Raw genomic sequence first — 21,217 nt, 5'->3', positions numbered from 1 at the left:
GGCGAAGTGAACCTTGAGCAGTTCCACTCCACCGCGGGAGGCCCTCCCCTGTCAGCAGCTCACAGCGCGAAGTCGCACTCCCTCAACCAACGTGCCCGGTCAGTACACCTAGCCCCAGTCGCCCTGAAATCGGGTTGGGTAGTGCGTAGACTGGCCAAGGCTGATCGCACCAGGGGTTGATCAACTGACCGGCCCGGATGGGCTGCTGGAGACGATCGCCAAGCAGATCCTTCAGGCCGCTCTCGAGGGAGAGATCAGGTGCGCGAGGAGATTCCCTGCGGGATCACCTACGGGGTGACCGAGCACAGGCAGACTCGCCCAGCTTCGAGCACGCCCTGGGCCTTGGGAGGGAATCGCAGTCCGATCCGCCGCTGCCGACAGAATTCCGAGGATCGCTACGGCATCAGCCTGCAACGGCTGCCGTAGCGACAACTGTGCGGTCACTCGGGGCATCACCGAACGGCGCGCGAGCAACTCAGGCAGCGGCATCAGGCAGCGTCGACAGGCCCGCACCAGTCACCGACTGGCGGCTCTGACGCCGGACACAATGGCGGCGGCGAGGAGTCCGAGGAGCAGCAGCAGCAACACCACCGGGGCAAGGAGCAGGAGGAGCAGCACGACCAGCCCCGCGGCAAACCTGAGCGGGACACTGGCTCCCAACCACGCGCCCTTCATCGCCGCCCACACAGGGTTCTTTCCCAGCAGGTGTGCCTTCAGGCCTTCAAGGACGGCCCTCCCGGTCGCTCCTTGGGAGGCCACGTATTCCTCGATCTGGCAGATCCACTCATCGACCTTGTGCGACAGCTTGGCAGCCGCGGCCTGCAGTGCCGCTTCCGCGAGGCGTCCGAGGGCTGGGGCCAAGGCTGAGGACACGGAGGCGTGCTGGACCTTGTCACCTGCGACCTCTGATGTCATGCCGCCATCCCTCAGTCCAGACGGTCCCCCAGCGGGATTCGCTGCCTTGGATCAGGCTAGCCAATCCGAAACAACTGTGAAGGCAGGCGAAGCTCCGATCTGGATAGGGCCTCACATCGGCACGGCCGATTAGCGCTTTGAGCGTGCGTCGCGTGTGAGGGTTCGCCGCAGGTGTCGCACGGATTGCGCCGCTCCAATCGCCCTCGTCCCCGGTAGTCCCTCGACCCCCGGTGCCGCCGTAGGTCAGCTCTGACGTGCAGGTGGGTATGTATGCCGCGGTGCGTCACCGTTTCGATCGAGCCGTGTGGCGCAACCGGGGGCGGGGGCGCATTCCACAGCGGTCACCGTATGGGTCGTCCCGTCGTTCAGTCGGGGCGTCATCCGGGACGACGCTGTTTCCTGTGCGACCCACAGCTGGTCCGGTGCCGTGGCGGTGAACGCCCGCTGCACCAGGCAGCTCCGAGCGGGTGTCCCGTCCGCTGCAGGGGATCGTCGTACGGGGCCCCTTGGCGCGGCTGACCCCGTGCAGGCCAGCGCAGCGCATCAACCGGTGCGTCGTACAGCGAGCCACCAGGTGGGCCCTGCCGGCGCAGCTCGGCGTGGACCTGCCGGATGCCGTACACGCCGTAGTTGTCACTCGGGTCTCGCGGCGGACCTGCGTGTATGCCAACAGGATCACGACGTCGTGACGACGCTACACGTCCTGCTGAACGACTGAAGGCCCACCCGGCGGTGTGCACACTCCGGGACGGTTAGCGCTCCACCATGAGCCCAACTCGCTTTGACGTCAGCGTTCACCGTCTAGGTGTCGTGACCTGGGACGTTGTTTACGGCTTGCCGTGTTGATCCTGGGAGGCCTCCCGGCGGAGTGGATGTGTCTCGCATCTGCCCCGACCACGGAGGTCCTCGATGGCTCACGCTAATGCCCGCACGAACCTGTACGCACGACGGTTGATCATCGCGCGCGTCGCCGCTGGGTGGCCCGCAGCGCACGTGGCGGAGCAGCTCGGGGTATCCCGGGCTATGGTGCACAAATGGCTACGTCGGTACGCCGCCAAGGGTGAGGCCGGGCTGGCGGATCGCTCCTCGCGGCCGCACCGGATGCCCGCGCGTACCCCGGCCCGGGTCGTGCAGCGGGTGCTGGCCGCTCGGCGCCGACGTCGCCGGGGGCGGTCCTGATCGCGGCGGAGCTGGGGTCGAACCCCTCCACGGTCGGTCGGATCCTGACGCGGCACCACGTGCCGCACCTGAGCACGCTCGACCGGATCACCGGCCAGCCCGTGCGCGAATTCGACGTCGTGCGCTCTGGCAGCATGAGGGCCGTGCTGACGGAAGAATTCTCTTGGCGGGGCCGGGCGGTGCGCTGGGGTCGGATCGGCTCAGGGCCCGATGTTGTCTTCTGTCACGGCACGCCTTGGTCCTCCCGGCTGTGGCGGCCCTGCGCTGAGGCGCTGGCCCCGTACTTCACGGTGCATCTCTGGGACATGCCTGGGTATGGTCAGTCGTCGAAGTACGCCGAGCACCGGGTCTCATTGGACGTTCAAGGCGAGCTGTTCACTGACCTTCTCGCCGAGTGGGATCTGCGATCGCCGCACGTGGTCGCGCATGACTACGGTGGGGCCGTTGCGCTGAGGGCGCATCTCTTGCACAAGGCGTCTTTTGAGTCGATGGCACTGGTCGACGTCGTTGCGCTGGGGCCGTGGGGATCAGACTTCTTCCGCCTGGTGCGCGAGCACGCGGACGTGTTCAGCGCCCTTCCGAGTGCGGTGCACGAAGGCGCGCTCCGGGCCTACATCGGGGGCGCCAGCCACGTCGGTCTCGCACCGGTCGTTATGCAGTCCCTGGTGGCCCCGTGGATCGACGGTCCGGGACAGGCCGCGTTCTACCGGCAGATCGCTCAGGCCGATCAGGCATACACCGACGAGATCGAGCATCTATACCCGGAGCTCGATGTACCGGTCCTTGTTGTCTGGGGAGAGGAGGACACCTGGATCCCTGTCGATCGTGCGCGTCGCCTCAGTGAACTCGTTCCCGGGGCCCAACTCAGGATCATCCAGGGTGCGGGGCATCTGATCCAGCTTGACCAGCCGGAAGCCCTCGCGACGACACTCACGTGTTGGCTCTTGGCACAGCTCTGACGCAGGCACTTTCGCACTTCGAACCGATGCATGGTCCGGCTCGCTCATCGGCACGAGCGATAGTCGGCGAGCGCCCGCAGGCGCCTTGGGGCGTCCCAGACGGATGGCGCTCGTGGTGGGTTGAGGGTCCGACGGGAGATCAAGGCCAGTTTGACAGGCGGCAACAGGTGTACAGCTGGACGGCTTGGCGTCCGATGTCGGCACCCTGACCCGAAAGAAGTTTCAGCTTTCCATCTCACTCGCATCACCGACCGTCTTGGCAAGGGCAGGCCGTAGTCTCAGTTCTAGTCTCATTCGGGTGGTGTCGGCGGCCTCGTTCGGCGACGTTCACGCGCCGCCCTCGCAAGCGTGCAGCGACATTCATGTTCGTTCCCGAACCTCTTGGCACAGACCTCGAAAGCGTGGGCGCGGACCAGCTCCACCCAGCGGTTAGACCCCAGTGCCCCTACAAACACGGTCGCCGTAACCGCGAAATGCTCAGTCCGCAAATAAGTCCGCAAGAAGTCCGAGAACCATCGCCGGGACCCATCACGGTCCACGCCGCCAACGTGCGTTTTCGCAGGTCAGAAGCTCGGGGCACCAACGGCAGCACGGCGGGAATCGCGCCTTGCAATGCCCGGCGTATCGGCCGACTCATCCACTTTCACGCCTCTGACCTGCGGTGACGTGTTGCGGACCCCTCACTGGTCCGCAAGCAGTCCGCAAACCTCGGAGGACTCCGTCGACGGAGGCGCGGTTCTTGCCGCGCCAGCCGGCTGGTCGACGGGCGGGAGAGGACTTGGAGTCCTGGTGGGTGACAGAGGAGCGGCCAGACGTCATGCCGCCACTCACCGCGATCGGCGTATCCATCGCATCCAGATGAACGCTCCTCGACACGACAAGTCACGCCCTTGGCGGCATGAGCGTGCAGATCTTCGGCTACCAGATCCAAGCCGCTTTCTCGACGCCGAGTTCGGGCCGAGCAGGTCGGACCAGCATCACCGACTCCGGGCCGGTCGCGGTGGGCCCGCCGATCGGAAAGGCCAAGCGGTTCTCACCCGAGTCGATGGCGACGTACTCCCCGTCCATGACGGTGAGGTCCTGCACCTCGTGCCCGATCAGCGACACTATGGAGGATGGTCCGACGTCCCGGCATCCGATCATTCCGAAGGGCTCGGTCATTCCGGTCAGGATCACGTCTCCCATGTGCACCTCGATGAAGTCGTGCAGGAAGGACACCCCCGTGATGTTCAAGCCGACGACTTCAGAACGGGCCGACTCCGCCGGATCGTTCGCGCCACTGCTTGTCATGACCGCAGTATCGGGCCTGCGTCCGTGCCGCGCTGATCATTACCGCTCCTCGGCACGATCGCGCCGGTCGCGGCTCCGTGAATGGGATTCAGGGCAGCCGCTTCGCTGCGGCGTCGGCTCTTCGAGCCCAGAAGACAAGCGATGCCCGTGCCACGACAAGGAGGATGGTAAGTCCACCGAGCCATAGAGCAACTATCCGCACGGCCTCATCCGCATCAGGATCTTCCAGCCAAATCGCCATGTCCGCATCGGCCATCGCGACGACTGCACCGTCGTCCGCATGGAGGACGTGCACCGCGAGAGGAGAGGCGTACCCGATGCTTGCGTTCGCAGGGAACCAACCGGTGCGGAAGTCGACCGGCGACCCGTCCTCCGTGGTCCTGTCCCGCGCCCAGTCAAGCAGCACAGCCTCGGCCTGACCGGACAGCCGGACGCGCACCTTCGTGCCCACGATGTCGCTGCCACCGCGTCCGCCGTAATGCTTCTCGAGGAACACCTCCGAGCCAGTCGCTATTTGTGCCACACCCTCACCCTGAAGGGCGGACGCATCAGCATAGGCAGACCGACCCTCTTGGCCCATCCAGGCGAAAGCTCCGGCGGCGCAAAGGACCACGATCGTCCAGACAGGCACCAAGCGCCGTCTCTTACTCCACCAGGCAGTCCATCCCTGTCGAGTCAGGTTCGTGGTGGCGGACATTCGCCCAGTATCGCCACACCTGACCGCAGAAGAGTTGCAGCTCAGCAGCCACGCGCTTCACGGCATGACAGTGCGTTCGGACCGGCGCGGACATGAGGTCTCTTCAGTGAGGGTCGTGCGTAGGTCTCCAGGTATTGACCGTCTCTCACCCAGTTAGTCACTCAGCGCCGGCCGCACTTCCGCGGCTGACTGGGGCTCATGAATCGGGTCGGACCGGCGAAGCCACTGCTCTGTGAGCACCAGCCCCGCCACCAAGCCGATGCCTGTGATGAGACCGGGCATCTGGGTAAAGACATCGCCGGTCACCGCTTGAAGTAATCCCGTCATCACGAAGAGCACCGCTGCCACGGTGAGTCGCTTCGTGAGATCGCGACGATCGACCAACTGCCAGATCGCTCCAAGCACCGCACCGGCCAGCGGCATGAGTCGGGCCCAGATTCCGTCGCCGAGGGGGACTTCCACGCTCTCAGACCCTGCCCAGTTGATGGAGGACAGGGCCAGGATCACAACGAAGAACCACGGCCAACGGCGACGAGTCATTCGTAAAGTATGGGTCACAGTGGACCTGGCTGAGCCGTAGATCCCGCGGGCTGACGGCGATGGGGTTCTTCAGAGGGATTGAGTGAAGTGCTGCAGCATGATCGGGCGTCCGCCCGAAGAGCGGCATGAGCGTGCTACCCCAGTGGGAACTTCCCGTCCGGACCTGATGGTGGAACTACGAATGCGGCGGTGCCTGGCGCGACGGTGCTCACGCGGAGATCGGAGAAGACCAACGTCAGGTTGTGTCCGTTAGTCTCGATGAGCACCTCGTGAAATGGGAGGCCGAGTCGCTCCGACCACTGCCGGGTTTCGTCAGACTCGGGCACCAGTTGCATGCCGGGGTACAAGGCCTGCCACTTGACGCCCCACACGTACCCCTCTGGTTCGCCAGACCGCAGCCATTCCTCGTAGTCAGTGAACTCATCACCGACCGAGCGCGGCCACACGTCCTGTCGGACCGCCGTCGTCGCCGTCGCGCGGACGCAGTGGGTGAATCGGTACCGAAGGTGCTCGGGTTCGACCCCCGTTCGGGGGTCAGAGGTTGCGTAGACGTAGACGTCGTAGTCCCGCATGTAGTCCGCGAACGCGTGGAACAAGAGGGCCTGGTCGAACACGTCATCCAGCGCCCGTTTGATCCCCTCAGTGTCCACAGCGCGAGCATGACGCATGACCTCGCCCACCGCGCGCTCATCGGCACGACCGACGAGCGGCGTGACCGGGCCAGCGGAGCCGCCCTCAACGCGGCATGTCCGGTAAACGCCTCACGTTGATGAACGTGCGATCGTCGGGCCTAGGGCGATCGCACGGGCACGGGAATCTCGACGGGGGCGGGCCCTCGGCTCGCAGGACGTCAGGGCGAGCCTGCCTCCCAGCTGGTGAGGATCTGGGACTGCCCGGCGCCCTGGACCGTGACCGTTCCCATGACGTCCGGGTTCTGTGACACGGCGACGAACGGGGTTCGTCCGCCGACCGGAGCCCCGTAGACCACGGTGAAGGAGTCGTTGGGGTCGGTCGAGGTCAGTTCGACCGGCCCGGTGGAGACCCAGCCGACGGCGAGGTCCGGGGCCGACCCGGCGACGGCCCTGGCGTGCGGCTCGACCCCGACCTGGAGCGCGCCGGGGCCGTTCAGCGCCATGGGGCCGCTCCTGCGTCCGAAGCCGAAGCGGTCGCCGTCGCGCCACAGCAGCACGCTCAGGCGCGGGTTCACCGTCACCACGGCGGCATCGACGCCGCCGGCCCGGTCGGTGCGCAGGGTCGCGCCGTCCCCGAGCCAGCTGATGCTCGTGCCCGCAACCTTCGTCCGGCTCCACAGCAGGCCGATGACCTGCGCCGGGTCGAGCTTCGGTGCCCGCTGCATGAAGAGGGTGCCGACGACCCTGCCGCTCACGGGGTCGCTCAGCTGGCCGGACTGTCCCTGCCCGGGGAAGAGGTCAGGGGCGGTCACCAGCTGCGTCATGACGATGCCGGAGGCGGGGCCCTGCTCGCCGGTCAGCGCGTAACCGTAGACGACGTCCTTCTGTCCCGACTCCTCGGGCATGAGGAAGCTGGCCTGTCCGTTCGCGGTGGCCGTCCGTGCACGGGTGACCTTCTTGAGGATGGTGGGGCCGTCGGACACGGTCCAGGTCTCGAGAACCCGGCCCCCGGCGGTCGGCTCGACCGCCACCTCGACCCCGGGTCCCCGCTTGAGGCCGTCACCGTAGGTCGAGCCGGCCAGGTTCCCGCTTCCGACCGCAGCACTGGATCGGCTCGGGTCGCCGGCCGGCGGCAGCGCCCGGGTCTGGCCGGTGCCCAGCTGCACGGCCACGACCGCGACGGCGGCCGCGGCGGCCGCCGCCACGCCGGTGCCCATGAGACGGCGTCGCCGCACCGCGCGGTGTCCCCGTTCGAGGACGAGCGCCGGTTCCAGGCGCAGGTCGGCGGCGCCGGCGGCGGCCTGCAGGGCCGAGCGCACATCGGCCTCGGGGGTTCTGGTCATCGCGCGCTCCTTTCGGTCGCTGAGCCGTCGACCCGGTGCTCGGCACGGTGTTCGGCACGGTGTTCGTCACCGTGTTCGGGTTCGGCCGGCGCGTCGGTCAAGCCGGCGCGCAGGGCCGCGAGGCCGCGCGAGGCGGCGCTCTTGACGGCACCCACGGAGATGCCGAGGGCCTCGGCGGTCGCCTTCTCGGACAGGTCGGTGTAGTACCGCAACACGACGACCCGGCGCTGCTGCTCCGGCAGGGTGGCAAGCAGCCGCACGACCAGGTCACGGTCATCGGACCCGCGCATCGGGTCGGCGGGGCGCGGCGACGGTTCGGGCATCGTGTCGGTGGGGCGCTCCAACCGCGTGGCCCGCCAGCGGTCGGTGCGGTGGTTGACGAGCACCCGGCGGGCGTAGGCCAGGCCCTCACCGTCGCGGACGCGACCCCAGGCCACATAGGTCTTGACGAGCGCCGCCTGTGTCAGCTCCTGTGCGTCGTGGGCATCGCCCGTCAGCAGCCAGGCGGTGCGCAGCAGCGACGGCCCAGCCTGCTCCATGAAGTGCGTGAAGGCCGCCTCGCGTTCGGCATCCCTGCGGCTCACCGTGCGCCCCCGTCGTGGTCCATGCTCGTTGATACGGACGAATCCGGTGAAAGGTTGCCACGCCGGCCGCGGCCCGCAGTGCTTCGGGTGGCGCGCGCACCAAGTCAGGGGTGACGACGTCGGGCCGGCCGTGCCCGGCGGTTATCCACCTGGGCCGGTGCGTGGTGCAGAGCCGGGCGCCTGACCGCTCAACTCCGCTTGGGCGTGACGGTGCCCACTCGATGTGTGCATGTGCCGATCGAGTGGGCACCTCGACCGTGAACGTCAGCGGCTGCGCCTGATGATGATGACGCGCTCGTCGACCGGCTCCATGGGGCAGGGGCCCTCGGGTGACTCGCAGACGGCGATCCCGCCCCAGAACGTTGCCGCGCCGGTTTGGACACGTCCGCCTGGGACGGTCGCGGCGGCGCCCCAGCGGTGTTGAGCTCCATCGCAGATAAGCCCCTCGACGGTGTGCACGTCCGTCGGAGGGCGGTCGCGTAGCAGGAGCTGAAAGGACAGGCTGCCGATGCGGTCGCCGGCGCCGGTGCAGGCGTAGGTTCCGCTCAAGGCGACGAGGTCGGCATTGACGGTTGCGGTGCGGTCGATGCTGACCGTGCCGATGTCGTAGCCGGGGTCGCCGCCGGCGTGGGCGGGCGACCCGGTGAGGACGGCCGTGGACACGGCGACGACGGCGCTCGCGAGAAGGCTGCGTGAGACGTTCATGGTGCGTTGATCCCCTTGCCTGGTGGACGCGCTGATCGAGTCCTGCCCATCAGTACGCGTGCGTCGACCGGATGGTTGTCACGCCAGGCAAACTGGCCACTCGCCTGCGGACTGCACCCTGAGCCACACCTGAGGCATGTCGTTCGTGTCATCCGGCCTGCGGGACGACGAAAGGCGTGGGCAGGATGCGACAACCTTTCTCGGGCCCGCGGTGGTCGGGATGGGTACCGGCGCCTGCCGGGCACGGGACCGGACAGGGGACACAGGTCATGGACCATGCGGAGCGTGAAGCCGACTTCACGGCGTACGTCAGGGCGCGTGAGCAGGTCCTCGCTCGCCTCGTGTACCTGCTCACCGGTGAGCGTGACGCGGCCGAGGACCTGCTGCAGAACACGCTCGCCAAGGGTGTACTGCCACTGGGCTCGGATCCAAGAGGCCGAGGCGCCCGACGCGTAAGTGCGCCGGATCATGGTCAACGAGAACAACTCCCGTGCCGGGGCGGTCGGTGCAGCTGGGAAGGGTTCGCTCTGGGATCCGCCCCGCAGGCGTGCGGGAGGCAAGAAGCGAGAGGGCACGAAGGCACGTGAGTAAGAAGACGGCGAACTTCTTCTGTGACGGCGCTGCTCGAACGGGTGGCCGCTGCGGCCGAGGAGCTCGCGGCCTCGGCAGGCACCCACAGCAACCTCTGGGCGGCAGGAGTACAAGAGCATCGTCCGCGAGGCACGGGCCATGCTTCAGCAGGGTCCCAGTGAAGCCAAGGCAGCTTCCTGGGCTCGGAGCATCGGGCAGCCTCCCGCGTACACCAAGCCGAGCGACCGGCGCTTCGATCCCACCCCTGGTGGGTACGCCCTCGATCTGAGAGAGCGTGTGGACGAGTTCTCATGCGTCTTGGGGAAGCTCGCGGGTGCTCGCGAGGGACTCAGCCGCGATTGCCTCCGAGGACACCTGCTGCCGACGTACCAATGGTGCTCGACGGATGGCGGGACCAGCAGCTGTCCCGCTCGAGGTGACACCGCCGGTCCGCCAACGGTGGAACCACGCGTCGCCGTTCATCCTCGGCCGTGCGGAGGGACGGATGGTCTTGTCTGCACGGGGCGTCGCGATGCAGTTCGCCGAGTCCGCCGCCGAGCTTGCGCGCGCACGACCTGCCACTGCTCCCAACACCGCTCAGGGTCGATGTCGGCGTAGCCACGCTTCTCCGCCGTCGCCGCGGCCATCGGGACACTCCAGGTCTCGACCCGCGGCGGCCTACAACACAGGGACCGTGGCGCTCACCAAGGTGTGCGGCCCGCTGATCCGCTCCTTCCCCAACGCCTGAGTCCGGTATGGGAGTTGCGGCTTGCGGCATTTCCAGACGTGGTTCGAGATCGAGCGCATCACGGCAACGTCTGAGGAGCCCCGGCCGTGGCTAGCATCTGGCGGTGACTACTTCAGCGGACGATCTTGTTAGCGCTTACCTTCACGCACTCAACACCGCAGATGCAGACCTTGCCCTCAGCCTGTTCGCTGAGGATGCCGTCGTTCACTCCCCGCTCTACGGTCCTCAACTTGCCAAGGACTTCTACCCAGCCCTTTTCGCTGACACAAGCCAAGCGAAGCTCGACCTCAAGTCCGTCATGACCGGCACAGACACGTCCGGTGCGACGACGGTGAGCTTCTGGTTCCACTTCGACTGGCGACTGCCCTCCGGAGCAGCCGCACCCTTCGACGTCGTGGACGTCGCTACGCTCGGGCCCGACGATCGCATCCAGAGCCTGCACATCATCTACGACACTGTCGACGTCCGGCCCGCTTTCGAGGCTGAGGTCGGGCGCCCCTCGTGGCGAGAGCCGCGTTCTGACACACCCTGAACGGAGTCCCGCTCGTAGGCACGTCCGCTCGGCGGCAGATGCGGACGCTCGTCGGTCTCTCTCAAACTCTTGCCATGGCCGACCTCGCCGGGCCACCGGTCCTTGTCGTCGACTACCGTTTTGGTGCTGTATCACCCCGCACGTCAGCGTGGAGATGGAAGAGCCTTAATGCACAGAAGCCGCGTGTATGCCGTTCTGATCGACACACCCGAAAGCGAGGCTGCCCAGGCCGCGGACTTCTGGTCGGCAGCTCTCGGCGTCACTGCCCGACCGTTTCCGCCGGCGCCGCAGTTCACGACCCTCCATCAGGCACTGCCAGGGCTCGTCACGGCCGTCCAAGCGGTCGACGACGCACCACGTATCCACCTTGACATCGAGACCGACGACGTCGACGCGGAAACCGCACGCTTGATCGCCCTGGGTGCTGAGCAGGTCTCGCAGTGGCAGGAGTGCCACGTGCTGCGAGTGCCCGGCGGTCATCTGGTGTGTGTGCTACCGGTCGAAAGCGACCCCGCCGATTTCCGAGCACGGGCCAACATCTGGCCCTGACGGTGTGGTGCGGGTCCCTTGAACGGCGAGCCCTGCGACCGGTCCAGACACTCCATGTGGCGGGCCGACGCCGTGGGTTTTAGCCACCCGACGGCGACGGGCCAGGCGGTCGCACGGTATCGCTCCCGCGCTGCTCCTCGGCTCGCGTCCAAGCAGAATCCGGATCGCAGCGGGAAGGTGCGACCGACGCCCAGCCGTGTCGGCCAGGTCCGGTACTGCGAGCCCCCAGCCAGAGCCAGCGCCAACGAGGCCCGCGATCACGGCCGGCTGGGACGCGAGCTTCCTCTTGGCGTCGAGGCGCCTGGGCGCCGCGAACCGTCCCATCCGGGCGCTGTGCTGCGCTGAAGACCCATAGGGCACGTCTCGGACCGGCGTCCTCTTTAACTCTCCTCGGCATGACAGGAAGAATGCTTCCCCCGCAGACGAATGCAGGGTATGGGCGGGAAGTGCGTCTGCTCTCCGTGACCTGCGACGGCGCCGACCGGATCGTGGTGATGCTTTCGGCGGCCTCCCCCCGTGCGTCACCTGACGGCTGCCCTCGCGCACTGGTGACACGGGCGCGTAAGCACACTCGAGTAGGTGGTCACCGTTACCGCCGTCGTCCTTCCTTGCATTGGTCCGTGGGACCTCAAGGCGCCGTCGCCTCGGTCCGCAAAAAGTCCGCAACAGGTCCGAATATGGCAGCACCGTCAACATGGCCAACTTCGCGTTTCTGCACGTCAGCGCCCCTGGGCACTACCCGCAGCGTGTGGCATGCTGCCGCTGGCAATCCCCGGCGTATCGGCCGACTCATCCACTTCAGGCCTCTGACGTGCGGTTGTGTTTGAGGCCCCTCATTGGTCCGCAAATGGTCCGCAAGATTTCGGAGCAGTGAGGCGGTGCTCAGGCTAGGAAGTGGGTGAGCCAAAGCGGATCACGTTGCCGTCTGGGTCTACGAGGACGCCCTCGTGCTGCCCCCACTCGGTGTCTTGGGGATGGCGCACGTCGGCACCAGCCGATTCCCAGACGGCTGCCACTTGGTCGGCATCCTCGACGAAGAGGTACGCGGCGCTGGCCCGGCGCTCCCCATCGGGGACGACGCCGAGGTGGAGTTCGATGCCGCCCCGCGAGGCGAATCCGTAGCCTCCGCCTCGATAGGCCCGGACCGCGAAGCCGAGCCGCTCGTAGAAGTCCATGGCCGCGGCGAGGTCGCGCACAGCGAAGATCGGCGCTATCCGCTCCATCATGAAGCCTCGCATTCTGCCGAGGGCGGCGGAAGAGCTCGGTCTGCGGCAGACGAGGACATGTGACCTTCAGTTGGCTGCGTTGAGACCACGCTCCATGAAGAGCCAGTGTGACTTGTACTCCTCGGGGATCTCGCTCTCGGGGTAGGGATCGACGTCGGTGAAGCCGCTGGCGCGGTACAGGCGATGGGCAGCGGTCATGAAGTCCGGGCTGTCGAGGAGGACGCGCCGATACCCCGCGTTTCGCGCTTCGTTGATCAGTCGGTCGAGCATGGCGCGACCCAAGCCGCCGCGACGGTGTGACGGGTCGACGTACATGCGCTTGATCTCCGCGATCTCGGGCCCGATGCGTTGCATACAGGCGATGCCGATCGCGACCTCGGTTTCATTGAACGCCAGTAGCAGCCGACCGTCGGGTCGCTGGAACCGTGCGACGGTGAGCAGGTCGTGCTCAACAGCTTCCCGGACCGGCAGCCTGAAGCCGTACCTTCTCTCGAGCTCGTCGTTGCCCCACGTGAGGTAGGCCAGCCACAGACGCTCGACGGCGTCCCGATCCTCGGGAAGCTGAGCCTCTCGGATGTCAGCCATTCTCGGATCGTAGCCATCGGTAGAAGGTCGGACGGACCCTCAGTGATGCCCGACCCCTGGACCTGGCCCCCTTGAAGACAGGCGTGGATCGACGCGATCTCAGACGAGAAGGGTCTGCCAGCCGTGGCGCGCACGATCCGGCACGCGCTCGTGCGAGTAGGTCGACCTCAGGGCTGCGGAGACGATGGCAGGGTCAGTGGGCTGGACGCCAGGAAACGTTGATCCGGTGGCGGCGTTCCGTCTGCGGCCGATGAGCGCGTTGCTCAGGAGGCCGTCATGGCTCGTCGACGTTCGGCGTTGGTGAGGATGTCGACGTTGTCGGTTCGTTGGTCGATGCTGCCGAGGCCGACCGTGAGGGCTTGCACCACCGGGTCCTCCATGGCGTCGATCAGCGCCGGGACCAGCAGCGGGTTGACGTGCAGTTACGGCCGGTCCCAGAACGGCACCAGCGCGGGTGTGCGCGACGGCAGACCGGCCTGGACCTGAAGGCTCGCCAGGCGCTCGAGTGCTGCACGAAGGGCTTCGCCGCGGGCCGTCCAAGGATCAGCAGCCAGCGCCCGTGGAGGTCGGCCTGGATCGCCTGCCCGATCGGGAGCCTGGCGAACAGGGCGCCGCGCCACTTCGAGTAGGGCGCCCAGGTGCGGGACAACGAGAAAGCCAGGTGCATGGCGACCTCGACGAGGCGCGCCGCGATCGTCCGGGACCCGAGCTCGTCACCGCGGTCTGCTGCCCGCCCCATGAGTGGAAGCTCGTGATCAAGACGTCGCCAGTCCGTGGCGACGACGTAGCGCCACAGATCGTCGGGGTACCAGCTCAGCGCCTGCCGCAGCCGGGTCAACGCTCGGGGGCGGTCTGCGAAGACGGCGCCGGATACCAGCTCCAACGCCGCTTGTCCCGACACGGAGAGCCAGTCGGACGGGTGGATCTCACGGGTCGGGTCGAAGCCCAGCCGGTCCCGGGCCAGGCGCTTGACGGTGGTGACCTCGACGCCGTGCCGCTTGCTCGACTCACCCGAGAAGACGAACCCGGTCGGCTGCCCCGCGAAGGCGTCGGGGAGGTGCTCATCGAGCGCACGCATGACGCCCACGATGTCCTTGTCGTCGACGAACAGCTGGAGCCGCAAACCCCAGTCATGATCCTGCGACATGGCATCGTCCAACCCAAGGACCTCCGAGCCGGTGCCGATCCGCGCTGCCGCGTACTGGACGTCCGGACACCAGCGGGCAAGCAGCGGCGCGACCACTTCGCGGAAGTAGGCGCGTGCAAGCGGGAGCCCCCGAACGCGGTCGGTGGAATCCGGTCCGGGCATGCACTCGACCGTAGCGACCCGCACGGAACCAACACGCGTGCCCGACCGACCGGTCTCGCACGCTACCGCGTCACCCCTTCTCACCCCCCGGCGTCTGAGTGGGCACTGCGGGTCTGGCGCGCCACGTCGGCACGCGCAGGCGCGGCTGCGTGACAGCTCAGACGGCGAAGACGTCTCCGAGGTGCACCGGCTGCAGGGCGCGGGCGCGGATGATCTCGACGAGCTGCCCGTAGACCTTCGTCACCGGTAGGTGGTTCGCGTGCCCGATCACGATGTGACCGGGCAGCAGCCACTGCTTGGCACTGGCCACGATGGCCTGCGGTTTCTGCACGGTCGAGTCACCCAGGTCGCCGAGCCACATGGTCACGGCGGGATAGCCCAGGTCGGCCAGCTGAGCGTCGAGGGCGTGGTCGTGGGATCCGTAGGGCGGTCGCATGAAGGGTCGACCGAGGGTCCCGTAGGTCTTGTGGAGGAAGGACTCGTTGCGTCGCACCTGGTCGGCGACCTCGGCGGGGGAGAGCCGTAGCAGGTCGTGGTGCGACCACGTGTGGTTCGCGATGAAGATCTGGTTGTCGTCGTGGAGGGGGCGCAGCAGGTCGGCGTGGCTCGTCCAGCCCGAGTTGACCCCGTTGCAGAAGAACGTCAGGCGCAGCCCGGTGTCGCGGGCCAGCTTCGCGTAGCCCTCGATGACGGCTTCGTTGGTGCCGTCGTCGACCGTGAGGGCGACCGTCTTGGTGTGGCCGGGGAGCCGGAAGAGCGTTCCGTGCGGCAGGGGAGCCTTGGCCAGTCCCGTCGGTGGTGTGAACCGCGCGCCCGACCCGGCCGCCCCGGCGGCGGCCTCCGGGGACTGCCCCTGCGTTGCAGCGGCGCCACAGCCGGCGAGGCCGGTGGCCACGGCTGCGGCGACGGAGGCGAGGAAGGTCCGACGATCCATCTTCTCGACGGTAGGCCGTGTGCCTGAGGATGCCCGATGACGCGCCGGGGAGCCGGCCTAACTCACCCACAACTGGTCTGAAGGCCTCGTTGCACCATGGTCGGACGTCGTCCGAGAAGCGGCATGGAGGGGTCGCGCCACGCTGGACCCGGGGCCCTCGGCCAACATGCGCGACACCGGTGCCCAGGGCATGACGTGCTCAGCCTCGATGCGGACGAGGGTCAACTGGATGATGATGAAGGTCCAGCCCCGCTCAGGACCGGCTCCAGCTGAGGTGGTCGACGTCCGGTCGCGCCGACGGGGTGCTGGCCGCGCGCCGGCAGCGCGGCGCCCGTGTCGAGCTCCACATGGTCTTCTTGAGCGGTGACGCCTTTGGCGAGGTTGCGGTGTCAGCCGTCGCGATCTCGGCGGGCGGCCTTCTGTGCGTTCCGGTCGCCGACGACGATCGTGGCCACGAGCACCCCGCCGGCGATCGCCGCGAGCAGGAAGAAGATCATTGCTATCGCGGGGTAGCCGAATATCGTGCTGGGCGTCCGAACCTGCATCATCAGGGCTGCCCCAACAACGATGGCCGCGAGGATGACGCCCATCGTCAGGCGGTTGGCCAACCGCTGCAGGACCGACAGGAAACGCACCTCGTCGATGGTCTTGACACGCAGGGCCAGCTCGCCGTCGGAGAGGGCATCCAGGATGCGGTTCGCCCGCCTCGGCAGTTGAGCGGCGAAGTCCTTGGCTTCGATCGCCGAGGAGAGCACCCCCGACAGCGAGAGCGACAGTCCGCCGCGCAGGATCTCCTCGATGTTGTCCTGGATCGCCTCTGTCGGGTCGAAGTCGGGGTCGAGGTGCTTGGTGACCTGGTCGAGATTGAGCAGCGTCTTGCCGACCATGGCCATCTCCGCCGGCGGTCGGAGCCCGTGAACCCCGGAGAGGCGTGACAGCTCGACCAGGACCGTGCCGACCTCCACCTCGCCATGGAGGGCCACTGCGCTCGACACCAGGTGCGACACGTCATCGCGGAACCGCCCCGCGTCGTAGCCCGCGAGAGGATGCCCCATCTCTGCCAGGACGAGGGCGGCCTCCTCCCCGTCGCCCTCGCTGAGGGCCAGCAGCAGCTTGACGATCTTGCCCTGCACCCTTCTCGGCACCGTGGCGACCATGCCGAAGTCGATGAGGGCGAGCCGTCCGTCCTCGGTCAGCAGCACGTTTCCGGGGTGGGGATCCGCGTGGAGCGTGCCGTCGACCAGGATCATCCGCAGGTAAGCGCTGAACAGTTCCTCGACGAGTGGGCGTCGGTCGGCCTCGAGGAGCCCGAACGGGCCGACGTCGGTGACCGACTTCCCGGTGACGCGGTCCATCGTGAGGACCTTGGAGGTCGACAGGTCCGGGATCGGCTGCGGGACGAGCAGGTGCTCATAGCCCTGGGTCAGCTCCCCGAAACGAACGAGGTTGGCCGACTCGCGCCGGTAGTCGAGCTCGTCCGCCAGCGAGCGTCGGAAGTGCGCGAGCAGCGAGGCGACCCCGAAGCGCCGACCGACGTCGGTGTGTCTGTCGACCTTCTCAGCCAGACCAGCGAGGACCTCCATGTCGTCGCGGACGAGCTCACGCACGCCGGGCCGCTGGACCTTGACGACGACCTCGCGGCCGTTGCGCGTGACGGCCCGATGAACCTGCGCCAACGACGCCGCGGCCAGGGGGGTGTCGACGAACTCGGAGAAAAGGCTCTTGACCGGCGCTCCCAGCTCGGCCTCGATGATCTCCCGGACCTCCGTGACGGGGAACGGCTCGACCTTGTCCTGCAGCCGGGTGAGCGCCTGCGTGTACGGCGCGGGGAGCAGGTCGACTCGCGTCGAAAGCAGCTGCCCCAGCTTGATGTAGGTCGGGCCCATCCGTTCGAGATCTTCGACGAGCTGGTTCGGCCCCTCTCCGTCGAGGACGGGTTCTGCGTCCTCCGTGAGAAACTCGTCGGCCTCGGCGCCCGCCAGCAGGTCGGAGCGCCCGTGCCGGATCAGTAGCCGGATGAGGTCGACATACCTGCTGCGGTGAGCTTGATCCATGGACCTGACCCTATAGACGAGGCGCATTGCGGGGTTGGGGCATCGGCATGGGTTGATTCGCGAGCATCTGAGTGAGGCCGTTGGTTTCAAGCGCCGGGGGCGCGGGTGCCGTGCCAGTCCGCAGCCAGGAGCGCCAGTCACTACCTGCAGACTGTCGCCCGCTGCCGCTGGCAATCCCCGGCGCATCGGCCGACTCATGCACCTTCAGGCGTCTGCCCTGCGGTGATGTGTTCCAGCCCCTCGTCGGTCCGCGGTCGGCTTCGGGAACGGGCATGGTCCGCAGGTGCACCCGCGGTCACCAGGGCACAGGTCCGGCGTCGTCGTGGAACTGGCCGGTCGGTGCGCCGTCGGGCAGGGTCGCGAGCCGAATCGCGATGGCCGCTCCCTGGTGCGGGGTCCGGTCACCGGTGAAGCCGGTGAAGTCGGTGGCGGTCAGTCCCGGACAGCCGCAGTTGACCAGGATGTTCGTGTCGGTCAGTTCCTTGGCGTACTGGATGGTGACGGCGTTGAGGAACGTCTTGGAGGCCAGGTAGGCAGCAGGGACTGGGCCCATGTCGATGCCGGGCGTGGTTTGCAGGGCAAGCGAGCCGACGCTGCTGGACATGTTGACGATGCGCGGTGAGGCTGAGGCGCGCAGCATCGGCAGCATCGCGTTGGTCACCCGAATGACGCCGATCACGTTGGTTTCCACGATCGCTCGTACGGTCGCTGGATCGACGGTGGTCAGTGTCTGCGGCGTGTCGCCGGTGAGGCCGTTGACCGCGGCATTGTTCACCAGGACGTCGAGCCCTCCGGCCCGATCGGCGACCAGCTCGGCCGCCGCGGCCACACTGTTGTCGTCGGTGACGTCGAGAGGCACGCCGAACGCATCTGTTCCGGCGTCACGCAGCTTGTCCACGGCAGTCTCGCGGCGTCGTCGATCCCTCGCACCCACGCCGACTCGCCAGCCGAGGGCACCCAGGCCCGCGGCGATCTCGTAGCCGATTCCCTTGTTTGCGCCGGTCACCAACGCGATCGTCTGTTCCTTCACATCGGGGATCCTGCTGGCACGCCGGGCAGGGTGTCCAAGACCGATTCGGTGGGCCGCGATACCGCACAGGTATCGATCCTGGTCAGCGCCGATAGGCTCACCTGGTGGAGACACGGGAGCTGCGATACTTCGTCGCCGTCGCCGAGGAGCTGCACTTCGGGCGGGCGGCACAACGGCTGGCCATGGCGCAGCCACCCCTGTCGCGGGCGATCCAGCAGCTCGAACGACGGCTCGGGGTCGTCCTGCTGAACCGCACACCGCGGGCCATTACCTTGACCGAGGCCGGCTCAGTGCTCCTACGGGAGGCCCGGACCGCGCTCGACGCGGTCGAAGCCGCCGAACACCGCACCCGCCGCGCAGCGGCCGACCAGCCACGGGTGGTGTTGGCCACCAAGGCCGGAGTGTCCCGGGAGCTGCTGGCGAAGCTTCTGGACGCCTACGCCGCCGAACCGGGTGCGGTGGCCGTCGAGGTGATGCTCTGTGGCCCCGGCGAGCCGGAAGGCCGGCTTCGCACCGGTCGCGCAGACATTGCTCTGCTCCACCGGCCCTACGACACGACCACCGGGTTCGACAGCGAGGATCTGCACACCGAACGGCAGGTGGTCGTCCTGCCCGCGGGTCACCCCCTCGCCAGCCGGACGCACCTGTCGTTGGCGGAGCTCACCACCCAGACGCAGCTGCCCCTGCCGCGCTGGCCTGGACCCGATGGCACCTATCCGGACGGCCCCGGCCCGACGATCCGAGACCACACCCAGCTCTTCCAGCTGGTCGCGCTCGGACTGGCCTGCGCAGTCGTACCCGAGTCGGTCCGGGACCAGCTACGCGACGACCACGCCGTCGTGCCGGTGCCAGACGCACCGGCCGTCACGACCGTCATCGCCTGGCCACCACACAGCAGATCCAAAGCCGTTGTCGACCTTGTGCGCACCGCGAAACGCCTCTGACTGGTGTCCCACGCCCGCAAGACACGGTGACGCCTCCGGACTGGGTGAATCCGACCGAAGCGGCCAAGGTCGGGACCAAGGCCTCTTACGGCCTCGATCGGGATGAGCAAGGCTCGAGATGAGATGGAAGGAGGTGAAAGACGATGTCGCAGCTCCTTCAGAAGCAAAGCGCGGGGACTGAGCAAGGTCTTCCACGGTTGTTCCGCAACCGCACGGTCGACTACACGCTCATTGTCGTCGGGGCCTTGGTCGCAGCGTTCGGCGCGTACACCTACTTCGTACCGTCGAGCTGGTTGTGGGCGGGCCTGGCCGCAGGCTGGTATCTCGGAAGCTGGATCGCGGGCGGCGTTGTGCTCGCCGCCGGCTTCGGCATGTTGGGCGCCAGCGTCCGCGACCGGTCCGGCTACTGGACGGCCGGTGCCGTGATGAGCTTCGTGCTCAGCGTGCTGAGCCTGGCCGGAGCAGCTGCCGCTGCGGTAGTGCTCATCCTCTGAGCGGCCGAAGAGAGGTGACGGTTGGTCGAAGCCCCCAGGAGACTGGGGGCTTCCCGCGCGGACTCGGGAAGGTGCACCGACGCTGTGCCCGCGGGCAGGTTGCGTCAAAGCGGCTCGGCGTGGGGGGTCCCGGCCTCTGCGCCTTGTCGTTACTTCAGCACTCGATGACGTTGACGGCCAGCCCTCCTCGGGAGGTCTCCTTGTACTTGACCTTCATGTCCCGGCCGGTCTCGCGCATCGTCTTGATGGCCTGGTCAAGGCTGACCTTGTGCTCTCCCGTGCCGTGCCGCGACAGCCGGGCGGCGTTGATCGCCTTGACCGAGGCGATGGCGTTGCGTTCGATGCACGGGATCTGCACGAGACCGCCGACGGGGTCGCACGTCAGGCCGAGGTTGTGCTCGATACCGATCTCTGCGGCGTTCTCGACCTGCTCGGGGCTGCCGCCGAGGACGGCGCACAGGCCGGCTGCGGCCATCGAGCACGCCGAGCCGACCTCGCCCTGGCAACCGACCTCGGCGCCGGAGATGGAGGCGCCGAGCTTGAAGAGGATCCCGATGGCAGCCGCCGTCAGCAGGAACTCGACGACCTTGTCCTCATCGTCGTCGACGAACCGTGTGAAGAAGTGCAACACCGCGGGGATGATGCCGGCGGCGCCGTTGGTGGGCGCGGTGACGATGCGTCCGCCCGACGCGTTCTCCTCGTTGACCGCCAGGGCGTAGAGGTTGACCCACTCCATCGCCCAGAGCGGGTCGAGGACGGGCTGACCACCCTCGCGGGCCGCGGACTCCTGCTCGCGCAGGCGTGCCCGCAGCTCGGGTGCGCGGCGGCGCACCTTGAGACCACCAGGCAGCGTGGTCTCCGTGCGGGTGCAGCCGCTCTCCACGCACTCCTGCATGACGTCCCACAGGTGCAGCAGCTGCGTGCGCACCTGCTCGCGCGTGCGCCAGGACAGCTCGTTGGCCATCATCACCTCGGCGATGCTGAGGCCACTTTCCGCGCATCGGTCCAGCAGGTCACGACCGGTGGCGAACGGGTAGCGGACCTCGGTCGCGTCCTCCACCACCCGGTCGCTCCCGGATGCGTCCTCGTCGACGACGAACCCGCCACCCACGGAGTAGTAGGTGCGCCTCAGCAGCGAGTGGCCCGAGCCGTCGTACGCCTCGAAGGTCATGCCGTTGGGGTGGGTGGGCAGCGTCTCCCGTCGGTGCAGCACCAGGTCGTTGTCCGCGTCGAAGGCGATCTCGTGGCTGCCACAGAGCGACAGGGTCCCGTCGGCGCGAACCTGTGAGACCCGTTCCATCGCGCGGTCGGTGTCCACGGTCTCCGGGTCCTCCGCCTCGAGACCGAGCAGGACCGCCCGGTCGGAGCCGTGTCCGTGACCGGTCGCCCCGAGCGACC

At 67.7% G+C, this 21,217-nt stretch carries 21 protein-coding genes; 6 read left to right on the top strand and 15 right to left on the bottom strand.

The features are described 5' to 3' along the window. Positions 1–516: 516 nt before the first annotated feature. Positions 517–915 (bottom strand): hypothetical protein, encoded by a 399-nt coding sequence (locus ACPYOM_RS13020; protein ID WP_481339985.1) that lies wholly within the window; start codon positions 913–915, stop codon positions 517–519. A 909-nt stretch (positions 916–1,824) separates the two neighbouring features. Between ACPYOM_RS13020 and ACPYOM_RS13015 the strand changes: the two genes are divergently transcribed. After that, on the top strand, positions 1,825–2,094 hold the full coding sequence (locus ACPYOM_RS13015; protein WP_481346283.1) for a helix-turn-helix domain-containing protein: 270 nt from the start codon (positions 1,825–1,827) through the stop codon (positions 2,092–2,094). Between the two features lie 59 nt (positions 2,095–2,153). Next, the gene (locus ACPYOM_RS13010; RefSeq protein ID WP_481346282.1) at positions 2,154–3,053 is read left to right on the top strand and encodes an alpha/beta fold hydrolase; all 900 of its coding nucleotides are present in this window, start codon (positions 2,154–2,156) and stop codon (positions 3,051–3,053) included. A 918-nt stretch (positions 3,054–3,971) separates the two neighbouring features. On the opposite strand, the gene ACPYOM_RS13005 is transcribed toward ACPYOM_RS13010, so the two are convergent. The 7 genes from ACPYOM_RS13005 to ACPYOM_RS12975 all read right to left on the bottom strand — a co-directional run bounded on the left by ACPYOM_RS13005 (position 3,972) and on the right by ACPYOM_RS12975 (position 8,844). Next, a complete protein-coding gene (locus ACPYOM_RS13005) occupies positions 3,972–4,343 on the bottom strand; it encodes a hypothetical protein (protein WP_481339987.1) in 372 nt (123 codons plus the stop codon). Positions 4,344–4,431: 88 nt separating this feature from the next. Further along, on the bottom strand, positions 4,432–4,839 hold the full coding sequence (locus tag ACPYOM_RS13000; RefSeq protein ID WP_481339989.1) for a hypothetical protein: 408 nt from the start codon (positions 4,837–4,839) through the stop codon (positions 4,432–4,434). Between the two features lie 354 nt (positions 4,840–5,193). Next, complete coding sequence (locus ACPYOM_RS12995; RefSeq protein ID WP_481339993.1) at positions 5,194–5,580, bottom strand: hypothetical protein; 387 nt, start codon at positions 5,578–5,580, stop codon at positions 5,194–5,196. 134 nt (positions 5,581–5,714) lie between these two features. Continuing rightward, positions 5,715–6,230, bottom strand: a complete 516-nt coding sequence (locus ACPYOM_RS12990; protein WP_481346281.1) for a YxiG-like protein — start codon at positions 6,228–6,230, stop codon at positions 5,715–5,717. Between the two features lie 200 nt (positions 6,231–6,430). Then, positions 6,431–7,555, bottom strand: a complete 1,125-nt coding sequence (locus tag ACPYOM_RS12985) for a hypothetical protein (RefSeq protein WP_481346280.1) — start codon at positions 7,553–7,555, stop codon at positions 6,431–6,433. Continuing rightward, positions 7,552–8,139 (bottom strand): SigE family RNA polymerase sigma factor, encoded by a 588-nt coding sequence (locus ACPYOM_RS12980; protein WP_481346279.1) that lies wholly within the window; start codon positions 8,137–8,139, stop codon positions 7,552–7,554. Before ACPYOM_RS12980 ends, ACPYOM_RS12985 begins: the two co-directional genes overlap by 4 nt. Positions 8,140–8,403: 264 nt before the next feature. Continuing rightward, on the bottom strand, positions 8,404–8,844 hold the full coding sequence (locus ACPYOM_RS12975) for a DUF6299 family protein (RefSeq protein ID WP_481346278.1): 441 nt from the start codon (positions 8,842–8,844) through the stop codon (positions 8,404–8,406). Between the two features lie 1,421 nt (positions 8,845–10,265). Here ACPYOM_RS12975 and ACPYOM_RS12970 point away from each other — a divergent pair. Continuing rightward, positions 10,266–10,694, top strand: coding sequence for a nuclear transport factor 2 family protein (locus ACPYOM_RS12970; RefSeq protein ID WP_481346277.1), 429 nt, complete (start codon positions 10,266–10,268; stop codon positions 10,692–10,694). Between the two features lie 183 nt (positions 10,695–10,877). Continuing rightward, on the top strand, positions 10,878–11,243 hold the full coding sequence (locus tag ACPYOM_RS12965; protein ID WP_481346276.1) for a VOC family protein: 366 nt from the start codon (positions 10,878–10,880) through the stop codon (positions 11,241–11,243). Positions 11,244–12,130: 887 nt separating this feature from the next. Here the strand turns inward: ACPYOM_RS12965 and ACPYOM_RS12960 are convergent. The 6 genes from ACPYOM_RS12960 to ACPYOM_RS12935 form a co-directional block, all read right to left on the bottom strand. Beyond that, entirely contained in the window at positions 12,131–12,481 is a 351-nt protein-coding gene (locus ACPYOM_RS12960; protein ID WP_481346275.1) for a bleomycin resistance protein, read from the bottom strand. A 54-nt stretch (positions 12,482–12,535) separates the two neighbouring features. Continuing rightward, on the bottom strand, positions 12,536–13,054 hold the full coding sequence (locus ACPYOM_RS12955) for a GNAT family N-acetyltransferase (RefSeq protein WP_481346274.1): 519 nt from the start codon (positions 13,052–13,054) through the stop codon (positions 12,536–12,538). A gap of 388 nt (positions 13,055–13,442) precedes the next feature. Further along, positions 13,443–14,201, bottom strand: coding sequence for a DUF4037 domain-containing protein (locus tag ACPYOM_RS12950; protein ID WP_481346273.1), 759 nt, complete (start codon positions 14,199–14,201; stop codon positions 13,443–13,445). A gap of 319 nt (positions 14,202–14,520) precedes the next feature. After that, the gene (locus tag ACPYOM_RS12945) at positions 14,521–15,297 is read right to left on the bottom strand and encodes a polysaccharide deacetylase family protein (RefSeq protein WP_481346272.1); all 777 of its coding nucleotides are present in this window, start codon (positions 15,295–15,297) and stop codon (positions 14,521–14,523) included. Positions 15,298–15,686: 389 nt separating this feature from the next. Continuing rightward, complete coding sequence (locus ACPYOM_RS12940; RefSeq protein WP_481346271.1) at positions 15,687–17,351, bottom strand: ABC1 kinase family protein; 1,665 nt, start codon at positions 17,349–17,351, stop codon at positions 15,687–15,689. Between the two features lie 295 nt (positions 17,352–17,646). Further along, on the bottom strand, positions 17,647–18,381 hold the full coding sequence (locus tag ACPYOM_RS12935; RefSeq protein WP_481346270.1) for an SDR family oxidoreductase: 735 nt from the start codon (positions 18,379–18,381) through the stop codon (positions 17,647–17,649). Positions 18,382–18,485: 104 nt separating this feature from the next. Here ACPYOM_RS12935 and ACPYOM_RS12930 point away from each other — a divergent pair, with 104 nt between their 5' ends. Further along, positions 18,486–19,325: a LysR family transcriptional regulator gene (locus ACPYOM_RS12930; protein ID WP_481340041.1), complete on the top strand. Its 840-nt coding sequence runs from the start codon at positions 18,486–18,488 to the stop codon at positions 19,323–19,325. Between the two features lie 143 nt (positions 19,326–19,468). Further along, entirely contained in the window at positions 19,469–19,819 is a 351-nt protein-coding gene (locus tag ACPYOM_RS12925; protein WP_481346269.1) for a hypothetical protein, read from the top strand. Positions 19,820–19,973: 154 nt separating this feature from the next. On the opposite strand, the gene ACPYOM_RS12920 is transcribed toward ACPYOM_RS12925, so the two are convergent. Beyond that, on the bottom strand, positions 19,974–21,217 hold a 1,244-nt coding region (locus ACPYOM_RS12920), incomplete at its 5' end, for an L-serine ammonia-lyase (protein ID WP_481346268.1).

This window comes from Monashia sp. HAY1-2A (assembly GCF_056755315.1).
Note: the sequence above shows the minus strand (reverse complement) of the source record. Positions and strands in the feature narration are given on the sequence as shown.